The sequence below is a fragment of the Clostridium sp. CM038 genome (assembly GCF_055081105.1).
On sequence record NZ_CM143651.1, the window covers coordinates 2,110,576 to 2,132,878 of the forward strand.

Annotated in this window: 32 protein-coding genes; all 32 read right to left on the minus strand. The window is 33.1% G+C overall.

Going from position 1 to position 22,303, the window contains the following annotated elements; translation table 11 throughout:
• Positions 1-212: 212 nt before the first annotated feature.
• The 32 genes from ACWJKS_RS09645 to ACWJKS_RS09800 all read right to left on the minus strand — a co-directional run bounded on the left by ACWJKS_RS09645 (position 213) and on the right by ACWJKS_RS09800 (position 22,295).
• The gene (locus tag ACWJKS_RS09645) at positions 213-764 is read right to left on the minus strand and encodes a hypothetical protein (protein ID WP_462959439.1); all 552 of its coding nucleotides are present in this window, start codon (positions 762-764) and stop codon (positions 213-215) included.
• Positions 765-812: 48 nt separating this feature from the next.
• On the minus strand, positions 813-1,418 hold the full coding sequence (locus ACWJKS_RS09650) for a bacteriophage Gp15 family protein (RefSeq protein WP_462959440.1): 606 nt from the start codon (positions 1,416-1,418) through the stop codon (positions 813-815).
• Entirely contained in the window at positions 1,418-1,771 is a 354-nt protein-coding gene (locus ACWJKS_RS09655; protein WP_462959441.1) for a DUF6673 family protein, read from the minus strand. Before ACWJKS_RS09655 ends, ACWJKS_RS09650 begins: the two co-directional genes overlap by 1 nt.
• Positions 1,772-1,785: 14 nt before the next feature.
• On the minus strand, positions 1,786-2,265 hold the full coding sequence (locus tag ACWJKS_RS09660) for a hypothetical protein (RefSeq protein WP_462959442.1): 480 nt from the start codon (positions 2,263-2,265) through the stop codon (positions 1,786-1,788).
• Between the two features lies 1 nt (position 2,266).
• Entirely contained in the window at positions 2,267-2,704 is a 438-nt protein-coding gene (locus ACWJKS_RS09665) for a chloramphenicol resistance protein (RefSeq protein ID WP_462959443.1), read from the minus strand.
• Entirely contained in the window at positions 2,701-3,057 is a 357-nt protein-coding gene (locus ACWJKS_RS09670) for a minor capsid protein (RefSeq protein ID WP_462959444.1), read from the minus strand. The genes ACWJKS_RS09665 and ACWJKS_RS09670 overlap by 4 nt, the downstream gene beginning before the upstream one ends.
• Positions 3,057-3,464: a DUF6751 family protein gene (locus ACWJKS_RS09675; protein ID WP_462959445.1), complete on the minus strand. Its 408-nt coding sequence runs from the start codon at positions 3,462-3,464 to the stop codon at positions 3,057-3,059. Before ACWJKS_RS09675 ends, ACWJKS_RS09670 begins: the two co-directional genes overlap by 1 nt.
• Before the next feature lies 1 nt (position 3,465).
• Positions 3,466-3,750, minus strand: coding sequence for a hypothetical protein (locus ACWJKS_RS09680; RefSeq protein WP_462959446.1), 285 nt, complete (start codon positions 3,748-3,750; stop codon positions 3,466-3,468).
• 50 nt (positions 3,751-3,800) lie between these two features.
• Positions 3,801-4,823, minus strand: coding sequence for a major capsid protein (locus ACWJKS_RS09685; protein WP_462959447.1), 1,023 nt, complete (start codon positions 4,821-4,823; stop codon positions 3,801-3,803).
• Positions 4,824-4,837: 14 nt separating this feature from the next.
• Positions 4,838-5,209, minus strand: a complete 372-nt coding sequence (locus ACWJKS_RS09690) for a hypothetical protein (protein WP_462959448.1) — start codon at positions 5,207-5,209, stop codon at positions 4,838-4,840.
• Positions 5,210-5,224: 15 nt separating this feature from the next.
• Complete coding sequence (locus ACWJKS_RS09695; RefSeq protein ID WP_462959449.1) at positions 5,225-5,872, minus strand: DUF4355 domain-containing protein; 648 nt, start codon at positions 5,870-5,872, stop codon at positions 5,225-5,227.
• Positions 5,873-6,138: 266 nt separating this feature from the next.
• Positions 6,139-6,417 carry a hypothetical protein gene (locus ACWJKS_RS09700; protein ID WP_462959450.1) on the minus strand — a complete coding sequence of 93 codons (279 nt, stop codon included), beginning with the start codon at positions 6,415-6,417 and terminating at the stop codon, positions 6,139-6,141.
• A gap of 18 nt (positions 6,418-6,435) precedes the next feature.
• Entirely contained in the window at positions 6,436-7,170 is a 735-nt protein-coding gene (locus tag ACWJKS_RS09705) for a minor capsid protein (RefSeq protein WP_462959451.1), read from the minus strand.
• Positions 7,171-8,502 carry a phage portal protein gene (locus ACWJKS_RS09710; RefSeq protein WP_462959452.1) on the minus strand — a complete coding sequence of 444 codons (1,332 nt, stop codon included), beginning with the start codon at positions 8,500-8,502 and terminating at the stop codon, positions 7,171-7,173.
• Between the two features lie 12 nt (positions 8,503-8,514).
• Positions 8,515-10,278: a hypothetical protein gene (locus ACWJKS_RS09715; RefSeq protein ID WP_462959453.1), complete on the minus strand. Its 1,764-nt coding sequence runs from the start codon at positions 10,276-10,278 to the stop codon at positions 8,515-8,517.
• A 144-nt stretch (positions 10,279-10,422) separates the two neighbouring features.
• The gene (locus ACWJKS_RS09720; RefSeq protein ID WP_462959454.1) at positions 10,423-10,983 is read right to left on the minus strand and encodes a recombinase family protein; all 561 of its coding nucleotides are present in this window, start codon (positions 10,981-10,983) and stop codon (positions 10,423-10,425) included.
• A 187-nt stretch (positions 10,984-11,170) separates the two neighbouring features.
• Positions 11,171-11,560: a phBC6A51 family helix-turn-helix protein gene (locus ACWJKS_RS09725; protein WP_462959455.1), complete on the minus strand. Its 390-nt coding sequence runs from the start codon at positions 11,558-11,560 to the stop codon at positions 11,171-11,173.
• Positions 11,561-11,712: 152 nt separating this feature from the next.
• On the minus strand, positions 11,713-12,219 hold the full coding sequence (locus tag ACWJKS_RS09730) for a hypothetical protein (protein WP_462959456.1): 507 nt from the start codon (positions 12,217-12,219) through the stop codon (positions 11,713-11,715).
• Positions 12,216-13,583, minus strand: a complete 1,368-nt coding sequence (locus ACWJKS_RS09735) for an SNF2-related protein (RefSeq protein ID WP_462959457.1) — start codon at positions 13,581-13,583, stop codon at positions 12,216-12,218. The genes ACWJKS_RS09730 and ACWJKS_RS09735 overlap by 4 nt, the downstream gene beginning before the upstream one ends.
• A complete protein-coding gene (locus tag ACWJKS_RS09740; protein ID WP_462959458.1) occupies positions 13,584-13,859 on the minus strand; it encodes a VRR-NUC domain-containing protein in 276 nt (91 codons plus the stop codon).
• A gap of 276 nt (positions 13,860-14,135) precedes the next feature.
• Positions 14,136-16,565 carry a virulence-associated E family protein gene (locus tag ACWJKS_RS09745; protein WP_462959459.1) on the minus strand — a complete coding sequence of 810 codons (2,430 nt, stop codon included), beginning with the start codon at positions 16,563-16,565 and terminating at the stop codon, positions 14,136-14,138.
• A gap of 43 nt (positions 16,566-16,608) precedes the next feature.
• Positions 16,609-16,782: a DUF3797 domain-containing protein gene (locus ACWJKS_RS09750; protein WP_462959460.1), complete on the minus strand. Its 174-nt coding sequence runs from the start codon at positions 16,780-16,782 to the stop codon at positions 16,609-16,611.
• Between the two features lie 44 nt (positions 16,783-16,826).
• On the minus strand, positions 16,827-17,147 hold the full coding sequence (locus ACWJKS_RS09755; protein ID WP_462959461.1) for a hypothetical protein: 321 nt from the start codon (positions 17,145-17,147) through the stop codon (positions 16,827-16,829).
• Complete coding sequence (locus ACWJKS_RS09760; protein ID WP_462959462.1) at positions 17,144-17,317, minus strand: hypothetical protein; 174 nt, start codon at positions 17,315-17,317, stop codon at positions 17,144-17,146. The genes ACWJKS_RS09755 and ACWJKS_RS09760 overlap by 4 nt, the downstream gene beginning before the upstream one ends.
• Positions 17,318-17,337: 20 nt before the next feature.
• Complete coding sequence (locus tag ACWJKS_RS09765; protein WP_462959463.1) at positions 17,338-18,363, minus strand: nucleoid-associated protein; 1,026 nt, start codon at positions 18,361-18,363, stop codon at positions 17,338-17,340.
• A gap of 57 nt (positions 18,364-18,420) precedes the next feature.
• The gene (locus tag ACWJKS_RS09770) at positions 18,421-18,669 is read right to left on the minus strand and encodes a hypothetical protein (protein ID WP_462959464.1); all 249 of its coding nucleotides are present in this window, start codon (positions 18,667-18,669) and stop codon (positions 18,421-18,423) included.
• 49 nt (positions 18,670-18,718) lie between these two features.
• Positions 18,719-18,922: a defense against restriction DarA-related protein gene (locus tag ACWJKS_RS09775; protein ID WP_462959465.1), complete on the minus strand. Its 204-nt coding sequence runs from the start codon at positions 18,920-18,922 to the stop codon at positions 18,719-18,721.
• A complete protein-coding gene (locus ACWJKS_RS09780) occupies positions 18,919-19,281 on the minus strand; it encodes a hypothetical protein (protein WP_462959466.1) in 363 nt (120 codons plus the stop codon). Before ACWJKS_RS09780 ends, ACWJKS_RS09775 begins: the two co-directional genes overlap by 4 nt.
• Before the next feature lie 11 nt (positions 19,282-19,292).
• On the minus strand, positions 19,293-21,248 hold the full coding sequence (locus ACWJKS_RS09785) for a DNA polymerase (protein ID WP_462959467.1): 1,956 nt from the start codon (positions 21,246-21,248) through the stop codon (positions 19,293-19,295).
• 17 nt (positions 21,249-21,265) lie between these two features.
• Positions 21,266-21,535: a hypothetical protein gene (locus ACWJKS_RS09790; RefSeq protein ID WP_462959468.1), complete on the minus strand. Its 270-nt coding sequence runs from the start codon at positions 21,533-21,535 to the stop codon at positions 21,266-21,268.
• A gap of 11 nt (positions 21,536-21,546) precedes the next feature.
• Positions 21,547-21,729: a hypothetical protein gene (locus tag ACWJKS_RS09795; RefSeq protein ID WP_462959469.1), complete on the minus strand. Its 183-nt coding sequence runs from the start codon at positions 21,727-21,729 to the stop codon at positions 21,547-21,549.
• Positions 21,729-22,295 (minus strand): DUF2815 family protein, encoded by a 567-nt coding sequence (locus ACWJKS_RS09800; protein ID WP_462959470.1) that lies wholly within the window; start codon positions 22,293-22,295, stop codon positions 21,729-21,731. The genes ACWJKS_RS09795 and ACWJKS_RS09800 overlap by 1 nt, the downstream gene beginning before the upstream one ends.
• Between the last annotated feature and the right edge of the window lie 8 nt (positions 22,296-22,303).

Genomic DNA, 22,303 nt, shown 5'->3' on the forward strand with positions numbered 1-22,303 from the left:
GCTCACTACAAACTGTGTGGCTCTAAGCTCTGTCTTTTATAACCTCTAACTTAATCGTGTTTTTACACCGAATACATTTAATTTCACCTTTGATATAATCAGCCCTTAGTAGCAGTTGATTACATATAGGGCATCTTACTTCCTCAATTACAACCACCCCCATTGCATAACAAAAGCACTTGCTAATGCAAGTGCTCCATAATTCATATGCGTTATTTTTTTAATCTAGGTTCTCTTTGTACGCTTTTAGCAATTGCATCATATACATACCATTTATTTTGGTCTTCAGTTTTGCTTAACGGAGCAATCCCGATCGTTATATCATAAACATCATAAATTCCGCCTAAATATTCCTTACTTCCACCTTTTATCGAACCATCTTGCATTTGTGCATTAGCATTAAATCTTCTTAAAATAGTATCTGAAAAATCAAGTGCTACATCATTATTTGTAGAATCTGCTAGAGCAGCTGTAAATGTTATTCTTCCATCTTCGACTTTTATATATATATTTTTTACATAATCAAAGTACTTCGGATTAGTTAATTCGGTTTTAGTATCTTCTATACATTTTTCCCAATCAACATTAAACTTAACTTTTTCGATATCCTTTTTTACAGCCACAACATTTCCTTTGTTTTCTGGTTCACTATTTCCTTTTCTTCCTTTTTCATACCCGTTTTTAACTCCATCAGTAAATCCGCACCCTACAAAACTTAAAGATATAATTGCGCATAGAAAAACACCTATTAATTTCTTTTTCATAAAACAACCCCCTTTATATAACATAATTATACAATATAGGAGCATGTACTACAATAGTTTCGACAATTTTCCTCCATTAAGCAAAGCCTTTTTAATGCTATCAAGCTTTTCAATCTCGTCTTTACTTACTTTACTTTGTATTTTATACAAATCCTTCATTTTTTTATAGTGTGCTTTCTCTTCTTTATCTTTAATCTTGTTTAAATCCATAGAACGATAACCTATTATCTTAACTATCTCATTATCTTCTCTAAGAGATTTAAAGAGTGCCTTGAACTTCCACCAATGGAGGTTTTCAATATCCTGTAGGTCAATCCCATACTGGTCTAAAAATGCACTATAGATATAATCATCATCAAAATCAAAAGAATAAATTTGTGTACTCTTGCCTTTTCCGTTACCATTTACATTTGATGTAACTATATCTTTACCACATCTATAGAACCAAAGTAACTGTTCCATAGCTTTATTAATATTATCTGGAATCTTAGGATAATAAAGGCGTAGGGCTTGTTCTATTTTTTGTTTATCATCTAATTCATTAGCAGACATCATCATTTCAAAAATCATAGAAGTACGAAAATCTGAATTTATATCATATTCTATATCCTCTATTTCAATTTTTGTAGGCAAAATGTCAATAAGTATATTCATTACTTCTTAGTTCTACGCTGAAGCCTGTTTGGTGAGTATTTATCAGTTAATTTTTCTAGTTCTTTTTTCTGTTCATCCACATGTATAATTAATTCTTCGAAAGCTTTTAAGCAAATCATTAAATTCACTTTATTACCAAATACTTTTCTGTCTGTACCATCGCCAAACATAGTGTTAAAACAATTAAATACAGCATTGCACTGTTTTCTTATAGCTTCTGATAAACTTATAGCTTCTAATGACTTTGATGCGGCTGCTTCTTCCTGTACCTTTTTTACTGCAATTTCGTATTTTTCTGCTGTATCTACATCAAATATATCTATATTTTCTAGTTCTACATTATTAATTATCATTTAATTTCCCTCCTTTATTGTGTAAATCCTTCTGTAAATTCTTTTGTAAGAATGTCAAACGTTCCTTCTACCGGATCACTGATACCCAGCAAAGAACCACTAATACCTAATTCTCCATCATTATCATCAAAACTATCCACTTGAATTGCAATATTAAATTTTCTTGCTCTAAAACTTCCTTCCTCTCCAATCGACGGTTTGTCTAAATCCACTATTAGATACTCTGTTTCCGTATCTGCCCCAATAAGTTGCATTTCACCAATTTTCCTAATATGGTCTATGACACTTACGCTTGCTATTTGGTCAGCATTAAAAGAAGTGGACCACTCATATCCTATAATTCCTTGCGTGGCACTAGATTGATTAATATACCGCTTGCTTGATGTTTGCGCTGATGGACTTTCATTTAATTCAGTGAATCCGGTTCCCAACAACTCAAAACTTTCTTCCACTTTTAGATAATTTGCTTGTATCTTCCTTTTTCTAATGGGCAATTTAAATTCCTCCTTGTTTTTTATAATATTTAAGTTTTAAATTTATTTGATATTGCGCTGTATCTTCACTAACAGCAAACGCATAGCCTGTGCTAGTCACTTTAATTTCTAAAGTTTCTAAACCGTTATCCAATATAGGAAATACCCCATTATCATTTTTGGCTTCAAGTTCGTTTGCAAACTTCTCATAAAACCCACTGTTGTCGATATTCTGTAGCACATCACTGCCATATGGCTCTCTACTCGTGAATATAAATGCATACTGTCTTATACTATCACCGTTAACATATTTCTTTAATATAGGTTCTATAGGCACTTCTTCTATGGAGTAGGTATCTACATTAGGTTCTAAATAGTTTACATTCACTCTAATGGCATTGTTAAAAGTTTCTAAACAATTCATATTCCTTATAAAATTTCTTATACTTTCTATAATCATCCTTTTTTACCTCCACAATAACGAGCAACAGATTTAACAATAGTATCTCCGTTATCTATCCAGCTACGTCCAGACCATTGTTTGCCACGCAACCCACCTAACGAGGTACCTTGTTTGCCCATACCTTTATTGTTATAAAACTGTGCAAATGCATAAGGTGCTGAATATGTTATTTTAGACGCTTCAATAGATACCGATATATTTTTAAGTCGCCCTGTTAGGTATGGAGTATAGTTATCAAAGGCTTTGGCACATTCTTTGGTAAAGTAAGATTGCCCCTCACCATTTTTATTCAAACTTCTGGCAAGTAAAATCCTCTGCGTATCCTTCATAATTAATTTTACATGATTCATTATTTACCCTCAACTTCCCAGTGATCAGTAAGTGGTCTAGCCGACATTATATTGACTACATCATCATAATTATTTTCTAAATCCGCAACGGAATAAGGTTTAATACCTATAATCTCAAAATCAACCTCACCTTTTACAATTTTATCAGCCATGCCCAGCGTAAAATACTTTATTCTTTCATCATCAGATAATTTTGCAAACTGTTTTGGTGAAATATAATTATCTAGTTTATCAATAATGATAAGTATGCTATCAGCTAATAATAATCCTTTATCAGTTACTGTAGCATAGGATTTCCCTTGCCAGTTTACGCCCTTTATTACTGTTCTTTGGTATTTATCTATGTCGTCTATTACATCATAAAATCTGTTGTACAAGGTTAGGTCTGTATTTTTAAATAGCACCATCTTAATACATCCTTATAAATGGTGAAGGTAACAACGCCCTCACATTGTCAGTTATAGTCCAGGCTTCTATATTGTTTTCAAAAGTTATACTTTGAACACCATCACTTTTGGATTTTATTCCTGTAGTTTTAATAGATTTAATAGCTAAAGAGCTTTCCACTAATTCATCTATTGCGAGCTCAAACTCTTTCATCATATAATCATCTGAATATTTTAAATTACCATTAGCATTCAAATAATTTTTAACTGTAAGTATAGCTTTTCGTTGATCTATTGTAAGGTCCATAAATACCTCCCTTTACATAAATAAAAAGAGAAAATTAATTCCCCTTTAAATTAAAGTGTTATTGTTGCTATTCCTAATTCTTCTCCATGCGGAAAGCTTGGCATTGCTGTAGCAGCTGCTTTTGTGAATTCTCCAACTGGGTCTATTAATGTATAAGTTCCTACGAATACATTTCCAACCATTGTTGCATCTTCCATATTACCATCTCCAATTAACTTAACTTCCTCTGCTGTTAATCCATAGATTGTTTCTCCTAAAGTTGCGGATCCAAACATGGATATAATATTTTCAGGAAAATATCTTTTAGTTGTAAAGCCTTTAGCAGTTTCAATTTTATACTTACCTTCATATACTAATAATGCTGGCAAATCAGATTGAATTAACAAGTCATTTAACAATGCTAAAGTTACAATTTTGTCTGAATTAGTTCCAAATACCGCTTTCTTTATGGATGCATTAGCACATATAGCCTTTACAATTTTTCTTGAAGTTAACGCCCTTGCTGGTCTACTTCCACATTCTGCTTCAACCGCTGTAGCTAAGGTTTCTAAGTCTACCAGTGGTGTAGCTGTAGTTGCTGACCAGTTATAAGCCTTTCTGTTACCAGCTGGAATCGAATAATCTATAGTAACCTTTACGCCATTTTCCTCTATTTTAATCTTACCGCTTGAAATTGCCTCCATTCTCATAGCTTCGATTCTTACCTTTATACCCTCAACCATTTTTTCAGAGTCCTTATAAAGTTGAGATAACACAAAGGCTAGTTCTGCATCTGTTCTAGGATTTTGGATTTTGATTAATTCTTTTTCTGTTATTTTAATTTGTCTTTTGATAAGCGATAAACTTTGAACACCTTTTTCAATCGCTTCTCTACTGGCTAATTGTGTCTTTGTATCTAAAGCGTGGACATTTGCACTAACTGGTAAACCACCACTTCCTAGGATCATATCAAACTCTATATCTTGGATTTTTCTTTCAGGGAATAAGGCTTCACCTAACATTGGTGTAACTTGTCTTTCCTTGAAATAATTTATTAATTCGTGTGTGTTGAATACTTCATTAATTTTTGGCATATTAATTTCCTCCTCTATTTAAATCTTATATTTGGTAAAGCTGCTTTAATTGCTGTAATTCCTTTTGTTGCAAAGCCATTTAATACTCTGTCTGCTCTTAAGTAACCTTCAACTATTAATGAACAAGGTTCATCCCCGTTTGTTACATCTACAGTTTTATATAGGATTCCAACTGGTACGGTAGATAATGTTTCTGAACCAGCAATACCAATTTGAGTAACTATTCTTCCATCAGCATCAATGAAGCTTCCAGTCGCAACATATTTCCTTCCGTTTTCATCTGCCGTTATGTCCTCTGCTAGGACTGTACCGCTGAAACTAATTAGATTTGCTGGTGTAACTAATATTTCTAAGTCGCTTGTATAAATTTCTTTTTTAAAAGACATTTAATATTCCTCCTCTTATTTACTTGCCCAAGGGTCGTTTATAACAACCTTTGCACCGTTATTTTGCGCTGCCATTGAAGCGCCAATTGAAGTTTTTGTTCCATCCGTATTTGTTCCGCCAGGAACATACGAACTGGATTTCATCCTCTCATTCACTAGGGACTCCTGTCCTTTTGTCCAATCTACAGCTAGACCATCTAGCTCGGCTTTCGTAGAATCTAAGTCTTCACCTAAAAATTTTCCAATATATTTTGGATCTAACTTAATATTTTTTTCGGATGCGTAAGCAATGGCTTGTGATAACATATCCTTTCTGATTCCGGCTTTCTCTGATTCTTCCGCCCTTTTTTCTAAGTCAAATATCCTTTTATCTTTAGGATCAACTATCAAGTCAGGATATTTTTCTTTCATGGCATCCGAGAACTCGCTTTCCCAAGTACCTTTCTCTTTCATGGTTTTAATGGCTTTAGAGTGATATGTATCCCTCTCACTATCCATAAATTGTTGATATGCTTTATCCGTTTTCAATTTCGATTTAAAGATATCTAAGCTAGGTTCTTCCCCTTTAAATTGTGCTTCTACATCTGTGCCAACTAATAAAGAATTAATATTATCTTCATCTTTTAATCCTTTTATTTTTTCGATTAAATCTTTCTTTAACATATATTCCTCCTACCCCTCAGACCAAACACTCTACCCTAAGACATAAATTTTTATTATTTTAATATAGTTACACCCCTTGTACACAAAATGCCCACAAGACGAGCTTAAACAGTTTAAAGTCGTATTAAGGACATAATAAAAAGCCTTAGTTTCCTAAGACTATAAATGATATTGAGACTATACTAGAGACTCTTGACAATAAAAGTCTAATAAATGTAACCGATAAAAATTATATCCGTATTTGTGTTACAGGCATAAGCATTTAATTATTTTTGAAGGGGATTTTCATTAATCGCCTTCATTAATTTTTTTAAATTGCAACATGATTCTAGTAGTATCTTTCCATCAAGTTCTACATCTGCCCCAAATTTCATATTTATCTCGCATAGACCGTTGATACCACCTCCAATTAATTTGAAACTAATTTCAGTTACTGTCGATAATTCTTTATTATCTAATTTCATCTCCCCAGTTCTAGTATTAATTTTTAATAGTGGAATTGAATCCAAATTTATGCCCGTGACTACAATATACTTCTCTTGCATATCCTAACCCCTCCTTAATTATTCGACTATAGTATTAAATCCTCTGCATAATGGATGCAATAAAACTGGTGCATCTGCTAAATCATATATATTTTCATTTATTGCGGCGCACTCGCTACAAGTCCTAGAATCCATTTCCTCATTTCTCATAACTCTTTTTACGTTTGTTTCTCTGCAGAATTTCTTAAATGATTCATCCTCTACACGACTAATTTCTGTTTCAACAAGTCTGTGTGCATTATAAGCATTAGCATTATAGGTTTTTTCAATATTTCTTTTAATTTGGTTAACATTTATCTTACCTTTGAGAAAATCATTAATCTGTTTATGGAGGTGCTTGGCCATATCCGATTCATTGTCCCAAACCCTAGTGCTAAAATGTTTTCCTTTGAAGTTATTGCCTATAATTTCTCTAACATCCTTAAGATTCACATTATAACTATAGAAATCAAAGGTTTTATTTATAGTAGATGATAACATTTCTTCTATAACCCTACTTTGTGTAGCGCCTTGGCTTTGCGCACCACTTACAACCATCTTAGACAGCCTATTATACTCTTTCTTTTTATCTGTACTAGAAAGCTTCATAAGGTCATTTAAAATGGTATAGGTAATCATAATAGTTGCTATTTGCTTCAACAATTCATCCCTATTATTCTTTTGTTCCTTGTAAACCTCTTTTATCTGTTTATCAGCCTCGTTATATAGTCCTTCTATAAATTCAAGTTCTTCTTTATCCGTATAATTACTCATTTAAGTCACCCTATTTAAATCCATAGTAGGTAATTCATTATCCTGTTCTTTTTTAACTTTTTCAGCCTCGGTAACTTTACTATTAATAAAACTGAATAACCCTCTTGCAGTATCCTTGGAAATAATACCCTCTGGTACTTGCGCTAACATTTGCGCTGTTCCTAAATCATCCATTGGAATATTAGGTGTATAAAGTGCATTAATATCTTTATAATCATAATTTTTATTTTTCTTAAGGTTTAAATACATGCATAAAAACCTATTACGATTTTTAACGATATTTTTATGAGCCTTTTCTTCAAGCTCACATTTATTCTCTAATGCAATCAGCCTAGATCTTAAGGCAATACCACTTAAATTACTTACCATACCCTCATTATGATTAATATGGCAAGATATTTGGTACATTGTATCTACATATCTATCAAGCGTATTTTGAATAAAGGTATCATTAATGTTTTTTATTAACCATTGGATGGTACTATCTTTATCTTTGGCATTTAATATACCTAGCCTTTTCATTTCAGGAATGTCATCTTTATTAATTTCACACCCTGTGAATACTAAATAGGCATTTCTGAAATCACTTATTTCGTTCCCAATATCACTGAAATTAGTTTCAAAAGCATCTTGCAAACCTTTAATGTCCGCATATAAGCTATCGTGATATTCTTCTAGTGTTAATATTCCAACAGAAACTGGAACTTCTCTAAATATATTTGCTGTAGATTTTGATATTTCATTAAATTTGCTATCAAAATGATAAATATAACTATCTGTATAAATATCAATATATTGATTAACTGTATCGAAATCATTTTTAAATGAATGAATAAAAAATAAAACCTTACCTGAGTTATCTGTATAAGCGTAACCGTCGGTGGGTTTTACAATTTTACTACAAAAATCAGCATTTTCATCTAAATAATATATCTCATAAACCTTAGTAAAAATAAGCAGATACTTCATCATGTTCGTATCATGAAGTTCATCCCAATGTGCTGTGTAGTACTCAATATCTTTTATTATCTCGTTATTGTCACTCTTGGACTCATAGGTTATATCATTTCCAACAGTATACGAAACTTCTTCTTTGATAAACTTTTTTATATAATTCGTGTTTGTTTTGATGTTTGACCTTTCGGTAATAAACTTATATTTTCGCATAGCATCGGTATCGCCTTTATAGTACCGATACATTTTTTCGTGAATATGTTTATTTGCGTTATAGTTGCCATATACCTTTTTAACTAAGGATAAATGTTCAGGATTATGTAAATCTAGTCCAGTTTGCTTTTTAAATAGTTTCTTTATTAATTCACTTATATTCATTTGTCCACCTCCTTATATCCCAAGTGCTCTTCTGTCGAATATTTTTATAATACTAGTTAGTTTTATTTCACTAATTTTTAAGAAAAACTCTGAGGTTACATCTGGCGAATCGTCATGCACCGAATATTTCTGACCTGCAAACTCCATTATCTGCTTTATAAATTCTTCATCTTCCTCAGCAAATATAATCATTCCCTTGTTCATATAAGGAATTATTGTACTAATTTTGTCATCCTTATTTTTCTTTTGGGCATCATTGATGATTTTTATGCCTCTGGACCTCAGGGCAGGATCCTCACCAATTGATTTTTCAAGTTGGAAGGCATCCGCCCCATTGAATGTATTTTTTTCAATAGAAACATGAGTTATATCAGGATAATCTTTTAGTAAATCAACCATATGCTTAATATAATCATCAAAATTAGTACGAGCATTTATTTTTGCAAGTTCAGCCTTACGAGCATACTTTAATCCATTATCACATTCAGAACCAACTAAAAATGATGAATAATCTGATTTAACGTTTGCTGTTGCTCCCGGATCCACAACTAACATTGTTTTGATAAATCTATGTGTTTCAATTTCTTCACGTTTTTCAGTTCTAACAGTTTTAAACCACTTTTCACCGATACTGTTAACATCACCTTGTATTTCTTGTTTAAAGGATGCTGGGTTTTCATAATACTGCAACGCTATATCTAAGCAGTCCCAAAATTCAGCCCATAATAAAGGGAATTTCATCTCTTCCATATGGGACCAGTAAAACTCTTTAGCATCTTCAAGGTGATTTTCATTTTTGAAATTAAATAACATGTTTTTAAATTTTAACCACAGGCCTGTATTAAAATAATGGTCAAGTCCATTAACTTGTTTGCCTTCATCATCTATAAAGTCATCAATTAATACACCTTTATCATTCTTAAATTTCCATGTAGGCATTTTAATGAGCCTAGAATAAAAGCACTCCTTATGTTGCAATGTTCCCAAAGCAATAAAAGTAGTGCCTTTTTTAATTATCTTACCAGCTCTATAAACCGCTTTCTGCGCGGCATACTTGACATCATTACTGAAGCGGGTCCACTTCTTTATTCTAGCTTCATCAGTTCTACAATCATCCTCGGACTGATAATCATCTAATATTATTAAATCAGGCCTTATATTATCATATTTCCGCCCTCTCATCGGGGATGCTGAAGATATAGACTCTATAAAACTTTTATTGGTAAACTCTAATTGAGTACTATTACATATATATCTTTTATCTCTATCATCTAAGAGCTTGCCGAAAGCTTTCTCCAGATAAGTGTTTTCAAGAAATGTATTTTTAATATCCTTAATAAATTTCTCAGCAGTAGAACCAATGTCTGAACATATAAGGGTATATTTTTTAAATCCATAACAGTGACACCATATAGTAGTAGCAAATGTTCCGAAGGCACTTTTCCCAGTTCCTCTAGGCTCAATACGTCCTATTTGATCATTGCCATCACCAATTATAGATTCTTGTATTCCATGCCATATTTGTCGATGGACATTTGCAATAGGAGCTGCAGCATTATCTTCTTTTGGTAAAAATACATCTTGTAAAAAATATAAACAGAAGAACTCTAATGATTTTTTTCCAACTGACCATGCAAGACCATGGAATCCAAATAAGTTATTAATATTTCGGTGCATTATGTCTTGCGCTTGGTTACCACTAGGATATAACTTTTTTAAATACTTATATAACAATTGCCTATTAACTTTATGCTCGTCAACTTCTAACTCTTCCAATTTATTCACCTATCTTCGTTGTTGTACTTATTCATTTTAAAGTTGAAAAAATATTATAGAAAATGTAGAGTCTAACTGGCGGCTCTCAGGACTTTCCAAAATTAGAAGGTGCCCCTATTGTTTTCATAAAAAAAGAAGAAGGTATTATCCCTCTTCATACTGTTTTACTAATTTATAGAATGTTGTTCTTTTTAATTCTAGTATCTCCATTGCCTTAGTGCCTGTTAGTTCTCTATTCTTATATTTGTTATATATTTCATTCCAATTAGACGGATACTCTATTACTTTCCTACCCTTATACGCTCCATTATCCTTTGCTATTGCTATTCCTTCACGTTGCCGCTCTAACATATTCTCACGCTCAAATGTATTAATAGCACCTATCATAGTCAGCATTAGTTTGCCTGTTGCTGTATTAGTATCTATTGCTTCTTTGCTACTTACTAAGTGTATACCTTTTGATTGCATCTGCTCCACTATATCAAGTAAGTCCTTTGTGCTTCTTGCTAACCTATCTAAGCTATGCACATAAACGGTATCACCTTTTCTAGCGAACTTAATTACCTCTTGCAACTTAGGTCTATTAGCATCTTTAGCACTAACCTTTTCAGTAAACCATTCATCTATATCATATTTTTTTAATCCTTCTATTTGTCTACCCTCATTCTGTTCTACTGTGGACACTCTAACGTAAGCTATATTCATTGCCTGCACTCTCCCTCAACTAACTTCTTGATAACATTATACCAAGGTGTTCATTTAGAGTCAAGAACTTTCTCAAATACTTGTTCATTAATTTAAATTCAACTTCAAACGAATAGCAGTTAAGCCATTCCTATCATTGCAATAAGTGTTCATTTAATGCATGCCTTATACGAACAATAAATAATGTCTATTCATTATCTATCTCGCTAATCTCAGCATCCAATACATCTATAGGTACGTTATCCTTATCATCTCTGCCATCCTCAATACTTATCTTAGTTGCATTACTGTGTGACTTATCCAGTATCTTTGATGCTGCATCTAACTGTATCTTCTCACTATCTGCATCCATGAGCTTGTCTAGCTTCTTTAGCGCCTTAATAGATAAGTAAGATATCATGTTACTTCCCTGAGATAAAAACTCTTGTCTAAATCTGTTAACCTCGTCCGTAAACTCTTCTGCTTTTTCCCAATTATAATATGTTGCTCTACTGATACCGATAGCTGGAGCAATCTTAACAACATCAATACCTTGGGCTTTCATAAGAGCCGCTTTAATTTTTCTTTCATCTAACATGTTAACACCTCCTATCTATTAGACACAGAATATAGAAAAAGCACCAGCAATTCAGTTAAGAATTCTCTAGTGCTTTTATTTACAATTTATAATACTATCATATTAGCACACTTAGATTATCATGTAAATAACATCTTTTTAACATCCTTTTATCACAGTGCATCTATACCAAATAAATATACTCCCAAGGCTTGTACCATCTCGTTTTTCCACCTTCTAACAGTCATCTCTACACAGCTTAATTCAACTGCTATCTTATCAAATGGTACATTTTTCAAGTAATACATTTCAAGTACTTCATACTTATTTAGCTGATTTTTCTCAATACACTCTTCTTTTAATGATTTTAATGCAGCTTTAATATGACTTACCATAATCATTGTTCTAAACCTACTACGTCTTATTGACAGTATAAACAATTTATCATTTGATTCTATGCTTTCACAGGAAGCATTATCTTCTTCGTCAAGTTTTATATAGTCTAAATTATCAACTGCTTTTTTATAATGCTTAGAAAGATTATTATAATTACTTAAAAGTAATCTGGTATTATGAAGAACTTTAGTCTTTGCATCCTCTTGTCTTTTTATATCAAATTCTTTAATCGCTTCTGTTACTGCTTTTTTTATTACTTCATCAAAGTTTGCAGAATATCTCATATAATCCCCCTCTTAATCCTAGCCTTTACAGCTTCAAGTAGTGTATTTTGATTTATTTCCTTATTTCCTAATGCTCTCATAACGTCTTCATCCACAGTTCCTTTTGTTATGATATGATGAACTACAACCGATTCCTTTTGTCCTTGTCTGTGTAATCTTGCATTAGCTTGTTGGTATAATTCTAAGCTCCATGTAAGTCCAAACCATATTATTATATTTCCACCATATTGAAGGTTTAATCCATGACCTGCAGATGCTGGATGAACTAAAAGTATTGGTATTTCTCCATTATTCCATTTCTTGATATCACCAGAATCGCCAAGTCCAATAGCTTTTAATTTCTTAGCTTTTAAATATCTAACTATTCTATCTAAATCATGTTTAAAGCTATAAAATATTAATACTGGTTTACCATTGGCGGCTTCTATAAGATCCAGTAACACTTTTAATTTTTCTTCATGTATTTCTACCACTGACTTATCCTCAGAATAAATGGCACCATTAGACATTTGCAATAATTTATTTGTAAGCACTGCTGCATTAGCTGCTGTTATATCATTCTCATCAAGCTCTATTACTAAATCTTTCTCTAATTTTTTATATTTGGCTTTTACATCTTCAGGTAAAGATATATTTATTATATTATCCACTCTTTCAGGTATATTTAAATAATCTTTTGACATCATGCTAATGCATATATCACCTATCTTATTATGAATCGCATCCTCTGAACCTTCTTTAAGTTTCCAGTCATACACTATATAACCATTCATTCTTCCAGGCTTAAAATATTGTTGCTTAAATCCTGTTATAGTCTTACCTAATCTAACACCGCCATCAAGTAAATATAATTGTGGCCATAAATCTATTAAACTGTTAGGTGCTGGTGTTCCAGTTAACCCAACTATTCTTTTAAAATAGGGTCTTACTTTTTTTAGGGATCTAAACCTAACCGCTTTTGGTGATTTAAAAGAACTTAACTCATCTATAATAGCCATGTCAAAGGGCCATTTATCAAAATACTCTTTAACCAACCATTCTACATTTTCTCTATTGGTTACATAGATATCTGCTGGTTTATTCATTGCTCTTATTCTTTCTTTTGGAGTTCCTAAGACTTTAGATACTTTTAAATGACTCAAGTGATCCCATTTTTCTACCTCTGTGGTCCAAGTATCTTCTGCTACTCTTAGTGGTGCGATAACTAAAACCTTATCTATATCCCCTAAAAATAGCAAATCATCTATTGCAGTTAATGTTGTTACAGTTTTTCCTAGTCCCATATCAAGAAAAAGCCCTGAAGCTTCATGCTCTATAATGTGTGTTATTGCATATTGCTGGTATTCATGTGGTACAAATTTCATTCAGCTCACCTCGTTTATAAGTTCCATTATCAATTCAATTGAATCTATACACCTAACATCAAATCCTAAATCTTTATATTCCTTTGCTCTATACTCTTGCATTGCCCTTAACTTTTTACCAGGTGCTTTAAGTTCTACAAATATAATCTTTCCTTGGGGTAAAAGGACAATCCTATCTGGCACTCCAGTCACTCCTGGACTAACAAACTTTAATGCTTTACCACCTATCTTCTCTATTTCTTTTTTAAGTCTATTTTCAATTCCGGCTTCTTTCATTTCATCACCATCCATTTTTAGGTCGGATACATTGGATACAATGATACAGGTTTTCCTTACGCACACGTATTCACGTGATTAGGCGCAGGGGTGCTCGCGCATTATGCCTAAATACTAAAATACTACTATATAAGTAATACCTGTATCTTCTGTATCCTACAACTCCCCACCCCTTATTGTATATAGCTTTCAAGTTGATACAGGGTATAGATACAGGTTGTTTTTTACTGTATCCACTGTATCTTAACTTATTTTTTATAAAACAGCCTGTATCCATTAAATATTACGTAAAAAGGCTCTTTGTCTACCATATATCCCCCCAAAACTTAAGGGACTTTTACTCTTTTTCCAGCTATGGAGTCCACTTAAAATATCATTAATTTCCCTAGACCCCATATATGAAAGTTGCTTAGGGTCTCCATTGAAAAGCTCGCACCATATCTCCATTACACAGGTCTTTTCTCGTACTATATTTCCTTCAGATTGGTCACCAAAATCTGACCCCTGTATATAATTTCTTTTTTCAATAATATCTAGCTCATACCAGTTATCAGTAATAGGCTTATTAAGATATTCTTCAATTAATCCAGACTTTGCGCTCTCTTCGCTATGAGAATCTTGTTGCACAGCTGCTTCTTTCTCTTCTTCCTTACTAAGATGTAGTGGCTCTTTATTCTCCCATAGCTCCACAGCCTCGGCCCATATTTGGTCAATTTCATAGTTGGTCATATCTTCCCACACATTCTTAGTATGTGGCACTACGCCAACATCTACTGGCCAGAACCTTCTATTCCCTGTTTTATCTCTCAGGAACTCACTATCATTAGTTGTACCTATAAATATACATTGGCGTGGGAATCTGCTTGTCCTTCTCCCGTAAGCCACTCTGTATATATCCTCTGTCTTAGATAAGAAATGCTTTGTGGCTTCAATATCTGCTTTCTTTGTAGCCATCATCTCGCCCATTTCTATAATCCATACACCCTGTAATTGTTCATATGCTTCTTTACCTTGGACTGTAGTTAGAGAATCTGAGTACCATTCCTTACCTAGCTTTTTAATCAGAGTACTTTTACCTATACCCTGGGGGCCACTTAATACTGGCATATTATCAAATTTAATCCCGGGAACGAAAACCCTTGCTACTGCAGCAACTATAATTTTTCTTGTTACAGTTCTTACATATACCTTATCCTCCGCACCTAAATAATCTATGAACAAAGTATCTAGTCTCTTTACACCATCCCAGGTAAGACTATTAAGATAATCCTTTATTGGATGGAATGAATGTTTTTCAAAACTAAGTGCCAATGCATCCGCACATTTTGCTGTTGAACTTATACCATAATACTTTTCTATAAACTCTCTGAGCCCGCTATCATCAATATCAGCCCAGTCTGACTTATTGTCAGCACTTCGCCACGGAAGTTTATTAGTCACTACAGCTCTATTGGAAAATTCATTGTAAGCTATCTTACTTTTTAATAGCGGTTCATTTTCTATTGTCACTAAAAAATTAGTTATTGTGCTTTTTAATTTCCCTTGCATATTATATGTTAGCTCATTTACCCACTCTGTATTAATTTTCTCATCTGACTCAACTACCCCAAAGTCCTCTTGAGACTTTTCCATACGTTCTTTACCTAATGTCTGCATTACCTTATCATTACTACTTGCAAACTCTGTCATTCTAGTGAATGATGGCATTCTATTAACTGGAGTGTCTTCTTTGGCATCATCATCTAGGTGCCCGAACTTATGAATTCTTACTAAGTCAAAAGCATTGCACAATATTCCACTAGCAGCATCTGTACCATGGTGCGAGAAACTAAATTTATCATCATATATAACTAATCCGCCTGAGGTACTCCCATCTGTAAATGTATATCTTGTATCATCTGCACCTGCAGTATAAATATCATCTAAGAATTCTGCTATCGCTCCACTTGTACTAAATGTCCTACAAAATGCCCCTATAACACCTTTCTTTTCTAGTGGATCCTCTTGTCTTTTAATATCACTCGTAATCTTTGCCCTAGCTCTTGAACTTTCTGGCCAGTAACTTACATCTTGCCACCCAAATGTATATCTTGCTAGTACCTCATCAGGATTAAGCCAAGGTAAGTCTTGAACTTTAAATACATACTCTCCATCCGCACTAGTTGATGGCCAGTACATTAACCTTGAAGGTTCATAAGTAGTATCATCAAACTGATCTATACCTAAATCATCTGCAACCATTCTAGCTATTGCTTGATATTCATCTGGAAGAACTGGTCTGCTAAGAGGAATCACTAATCTTAGCCTTTGATTATCCGGCGCATGTGTATGAGTTGAATACATTGCACACCCAAAGTCCCACAACATTTCTATACTGGACCACACATCTCCATTAACATAATCTAAGTCTAGTGATAATACTGTTCTATTAGCTACATTCTCAGCTTTTCTACGACCATTCTTAAGTGATCCACCAACAAACCCTCCAACATCTTTAATATTATCTCTATCAGTCTTTGGCATTCTCTTATATTCTGCGTAAGTCTCAGGAGTTCTTGTCGTTGTAGTTAGCTTTTCAACTAATGCTGAGTAAATCATATTTTTATTTTTCCAATGAACCTCTTTCTTACTTTTGCCAGTTGCTAGAGATATTTGGCCATCATATTTAATCCTTATAATTTTCTTATCATCAGTTATATATTCCAAAATATCACCTCCCCCCTTTGCATACATTCTTTTGTATTATGAACTATTTAATTTCTTTATTATGTTCATCAACTTTTTTCAAAAATCCACATTTACAACTTATAGTTATAATTTCATTTTCTAAAGAACATTGTAAATCTGTATCTTTGTAACTACTGCCACATTTAGGACATTTTTTATATTTTCCAACTATTCTACTAAAAGTCCATCCGTCCATTTTAATTTCTCCTTTAAAGTTAATTCATAATATAATCAGATTTTTCAGTTCTCCAAATTAATATCAATAAACTTTTGTGCCATTGCTGCAACTTGAATTGCTTCCAGTGCTAACTCTATTGCATATCTTTTGATCAATTTAGATTCAATCTTAAACACTTCTAAACTATCAGTCCTGACACATTGCCATAAATCATTTGTATGGGTTTTAACAATGTCTAAAGCTTCCTCACATTCTTCAATTTCTTCTTTAATAACCGCATAACCGTGATGCATGTCCGCAAATTGAGGATGAATCTTATTAGCTCTTTGCAGTTCCTCCCGTGATAATACCTCAACAACTTTTCTTAACCCTTCATCAATCATTGTTTATTCCTCCACTCCTTTGCATGTCTCAATCTTCCATTTCTCGTAGCATCATATTCATTTGCAAGTTTTTCCTTATCCAAGCCATTTTTTAATGCTTTTCTTCTTACCGCTTGCTTCATATTTTTGATTTGATTGTAAGTAAACTCGGCTTTTTCTTTGTTATTCATACTTTTTCATTCCTCTAATTTTATTTTTCAACATAATTTTCTATATTTTTAATTATCATGTGTATGCTGCCATCACCATTATCTTTAATCTCAAACTTACTACTATCTCTATAAGAATCCTTGCTTATATTTAAATCTATATCACTGCTTATTTTAATTTTTAACTTATTAAGCTTCTTCTCTACATATTCCTTATCTATCATAAATTCTTCTATATCGTTTGATTGAAGATATGCTATAAAATTTTTCTTTAATTCTGGATGATAATGAGGTATTAAGTCTTCAGCTACCTCATAGATATCCACTGCCTCATATTCTTCTAATTTATTTCTAATAAGAGATCTTATCTTTTCAGCTTTAACTGCTTCATCTTTACAATTACTTCTTGTCCACATTTCTACTGCACTCATAAAATGTCTAGTTGCATCTCTATCATTTTCTATTAAGGAACACCCAAGAAAGTTATCCAGAAAGTAATTAACTCCATCAGTATCTGTAACTGGTTTTTTATCAAATACGAGTAAGTCATAGTCTTGACCGTCTCTTATAGGTCTAATGAATGCAGCCTTTTGAACTTTCTTACTTGCAGATAATCCTGTTATTACAGGTATTAACCCTATACCAATATTGTTATCAACAATGTCAATTTTGTGGGTATATTGCTTAACATAATCCATCTTTAATATTCCTAGCATTGGGCCATACTCGGTATTAAAAGATACAACTAGAAGGTCACAGGAGGATATACTCTCATTATCCTTCATTATTTCAAACAACCCTTTTGCAATTTCTTTTGAGGCTATATTCAAATCTATTCTTCCATTTAAGTAGTCCTGGCTAACTTCTTTAACAATTGTATTTTTAGATTTAAAAGAAGCATATTTTAAATTTTCATCTTTAAGGACCCGCTCAATATGACTTAGTATAAATTTATATCTTTCCTCCGTGAGTTCCATCATATAGTTATTCAGAATTGGCTCATCTGAGTTTGTATCAAGTACATGAAGCACGGCCTCTGTTATTGAAACATCTCTTATCTTATCCATAATTTTTTTATTCTCCTTAGATTTTATTTACCTACACATGTTTTTTGTATTGTGCAATTAAAACATATTAGCATTAGACCTCAATATATTAATTTCATTTTCCATTTTATCTATTTCCTTATCTAACCTATATTTTCTAGTCTTTAATTCTTTAATTTCTTCAACTGTCCCTATGTCTTCATATTCAGCAAGTTTTTTCAACACTTCTCGTACAAGTGGAGTCTCTAACATTTCAACTGGGAGTATTGGATTGCCATTTTTCGAGTAATACACATACTTATCTACATACATTGTTAATCTATTCAATAAAATCGCCCTCCTATTTGTTGCATACTTTTCTCATATTTTGTAGTAACTAACCCTTTACCAGTTCATAATCGCTAATACTTTTACTGCTCAATGGATATTTATAATCTACATGGCCCCATGCCCTATTCTCTATTTCTTCTACATGTATTTTTGTACCATAGTCCTCTATATTTATTATTGAATTATCCCAGGGGGTAGGTACTGTTCCTGGTCCTGGACCTCTTTGTGTTAAATAATATCTATTTTTCATAATGCAATTACGTGCGTTTGTTTATAATACTTAATATTTTCATATATCTTATTGGGGTAAGTATTAAACATTTTTGCAATCTCTTTATAGGTGTGAGTTTGTTTCAGTGATGTGAGCAATATAGGATCAGCTATATATTTAAATTTCTTATCCCTATTTCTATGAACACTAATTATTTCTTTCTTTTCCTTTTCAGGACTCACATAACCTGGCTTTTCCATATAACTTTTTCTCCATGCGGTATAATAAGTCTCAGCTAGGGTTTTAGTTATCCCTAGTGCACTCAGGACTAATTCAATTGTATGTTTCCTATCGGCTCCCACCTTCTCATCAAAAAATTTAAAACATTCTTCCTTCATAAAAGTACCTCCTAATCTTTCTTATAATAATCTGTCTCATATCCATCAGCGCTTAGAGGTAAGCCAGGAGCCCATGCTATTGGCTCACCAAAGATTGCATTTACTTCTTTTAAACTTCCTTTACCTATAGGTACATCAGTAATAATTTCATCATGGACATGCATTACAATGTCATACCCAGCTTTTTCTACCTTAAACATTGCCTCTGCTAGACAATCTCTTGCAGTAGCCTGTACAATATTCTCTACAATCTTAGGTCCGTATGTCTCTAATGTAGTCCATTGCTTTGTTGTCTGCTCCATTCCCTCATAGGTTATAATAGGCTTACCAAACTTACCCTCTGCTATCTTAGGTCTTATATAGCTTAATTTTCGACCACTAGGTAGTTGTATAAATAGAACTCCCGGAGCATAGATGAATTTAAGACCAAACTGCATAGATACTGTTGTTTTTTCATGTACTGCTTTTTTAGCTGCCTTATCACAGTCCCACCAAAACTTAGTTATATTAGCATTTGAATTTCTCCAACTTTTAACTAAACCGGGGAGTTCATCTTCAGGAATGCTTTTGTTTTTATCCATTGCTGTAAGAGCTCCAACACTACCACCATATCCAAGTGCCAACTCGGCTATCTTTCCTCTTGCTCTTAGATCACTACCTTTTTTAACTGACTCTATAGGTACATGAAACATTTGAGATGCGGAGGCTTCATATATTTTCCCATGAGTTTTAAAAACATCCATTCTCCATTTTTCACCTGCAAACCATGCTATTACTCTTGCCTCTATGGCACTAAAATCTGCTACTATGAATCTATTACCTTCTCTTGGTATAAAAGCAGTTCTAATAAGTTGGCTTAGAGTATCTGGAACACTGTCATAAAGGAATTCTATTTCATCAAATTGACCTGTTCTTACTAAATTCCTAGCATCATCTAAATCAGGTAAATGGTTTTGAGGAAGGTTCTGCACCTGTACCAGTCTTCCTGCCCATCTGCCAGTCCTATTAGCACCATAAAACTGTAATAATCCTCTTACTCTTCCGTCCTCGCATCTAGCATTTTTCATTGTTTGATACTTTTTAATAGATGTTTTGGCCATAAGTTTTCTTAACTCTAAAATTCTTATTACATTATCATCATCAGCCTCTTCTAAGAGCACTGGTACACTCTCTTTAGTAAGACTTGTTACTTCATGACCAATTCTTTCACCTATCCATTTTTTTAACTGTGCTGCACTATTAGGGTTGTTTAATCCTGTTATTTTTACTGCTTCATTTCTAAGTCTTATAGAATAATTTGCATCACACTCAATAGCTTTTTCTATGATAACTAAATCAGTACCTACACCTCTATCATTGATGCGTTGGTCTAATTCCCATAGCCTTTGTTCATTTTCTGTAGTTGGATATATACTTAATTTATTTCTTATATCCCTCTCAACTTCAACATCTTGTATACAATATGTTTTAAATATCTCCCACTTTTCCATATCATGTTCCGGAAGGTTTCTAGTTCTGCCACCATTAGCTTTTGTTGCTTTGCATGGCTTACAAAAATACTGTATTAAGGCTTTACCCTCTTTCATTTTCTGTTTATCTTCTTCAAAATGCATTGCCTTTCCCACCATACCAAGTGATCCGGGTAACCCTATTGTTAACGCTTTTACCATTGTGCATTGCCACATCTCTGGTGGTGTTGGTATGAGTAAAAAGTTTTGTATGGCATTTCTCTCGAAATTCGCGTTGAAAGCAGATTTAATTATATCTGGGTTATGAAGAGCATTTCTTACCCTTAAGGGTAGCTCCTCACCAGCCATAAAATCTATAATTTCAATTTCTTTATTATTGAAAGCATATGCAAATAGTAGTATTTCAAAATCAGGGGACTCAGTATATTTGTAAGCCCCTGAGGTTGATATATCTACACTGCTATATGTCTCAACATCTATACATAAGACATCAGCCACTAAAATTCACTCCTTATTTATAAATCAACACTATACTCTATTTTTAATGGAACTATAGCAACAAAATCTACATCAGCATCTGTATTATTTAAATTTTCCTTATAAAAATTTATAGCAGCCATTTCTGTTCTAAATCTTTTTGCTTTTGTTATTATTACAGTGCAATTTATATGCTTTAACGAATAATAGTTCTTATCAATATATTTTTTAACACCATCTCTTTTAACGATTAAGATAAAAAATTTAGCTTCTTTTTTAGTCTCAATTGTTTTGTTATCTATTGCCATTTAATTCACTCCTATTCTTCCTCAGCATAAGGATCTGATCTTGGGTCTTGCTTTCTACATTCTAACGGTATGTTATGATTGAATATACAACTTCCGCAATCTACTTCTCCGCTAAATCCATACTCGCAATCGTACTCTACGGATTCGCCATTAAAATCAGAATAGCCTAAGCAACCTTTATTTTCTTCTTTCATTATCCTAAGAAATCATCTGTTGCGGTTTCTCCAACAGCTTCAAAATCATTTTCTGCTCTAGTAAATGCACCACTTAATGATTCTCCCTCTGCTAACTTTTGAACATTTCCGAGTCCTGCAGCAACACCCTTGTTACCTGAAGCACTAAAAGCATAAAAATTAATTGTTAATCTTCCGTAGCAACCGCTATATACTTCAGTAGCATCTAGTACTGGGTGAACATTTTGGTCAACCACTCCTGGCTTATTTTTACTGCTAGCATTTAAGAAATAGCAGTTTGTATATGCATCATCATCTGGTCTTTCAACATCACCGTCTCTGAGAGGAGTTTTTAAGTTTCCTGGAACTTTGCCACCCCATTTAGATTTACCCTGCGCCTTAGCTTCTTCTACTGCTTCCTTGATTGCTTTAAGTGTTTCAATTTCTGTCTTAGGAATTATTACACTAACTGAAAACTTAGGTTCATTTCCCTCGATTGCGTGAGCCTCAAATAGGTGAGCATAGCTTAATCTAACTTTTCCTGTAGTTACCTTTGTTCCTGTTCTCATTGCTTTAACGTTTGCCATAATATTAT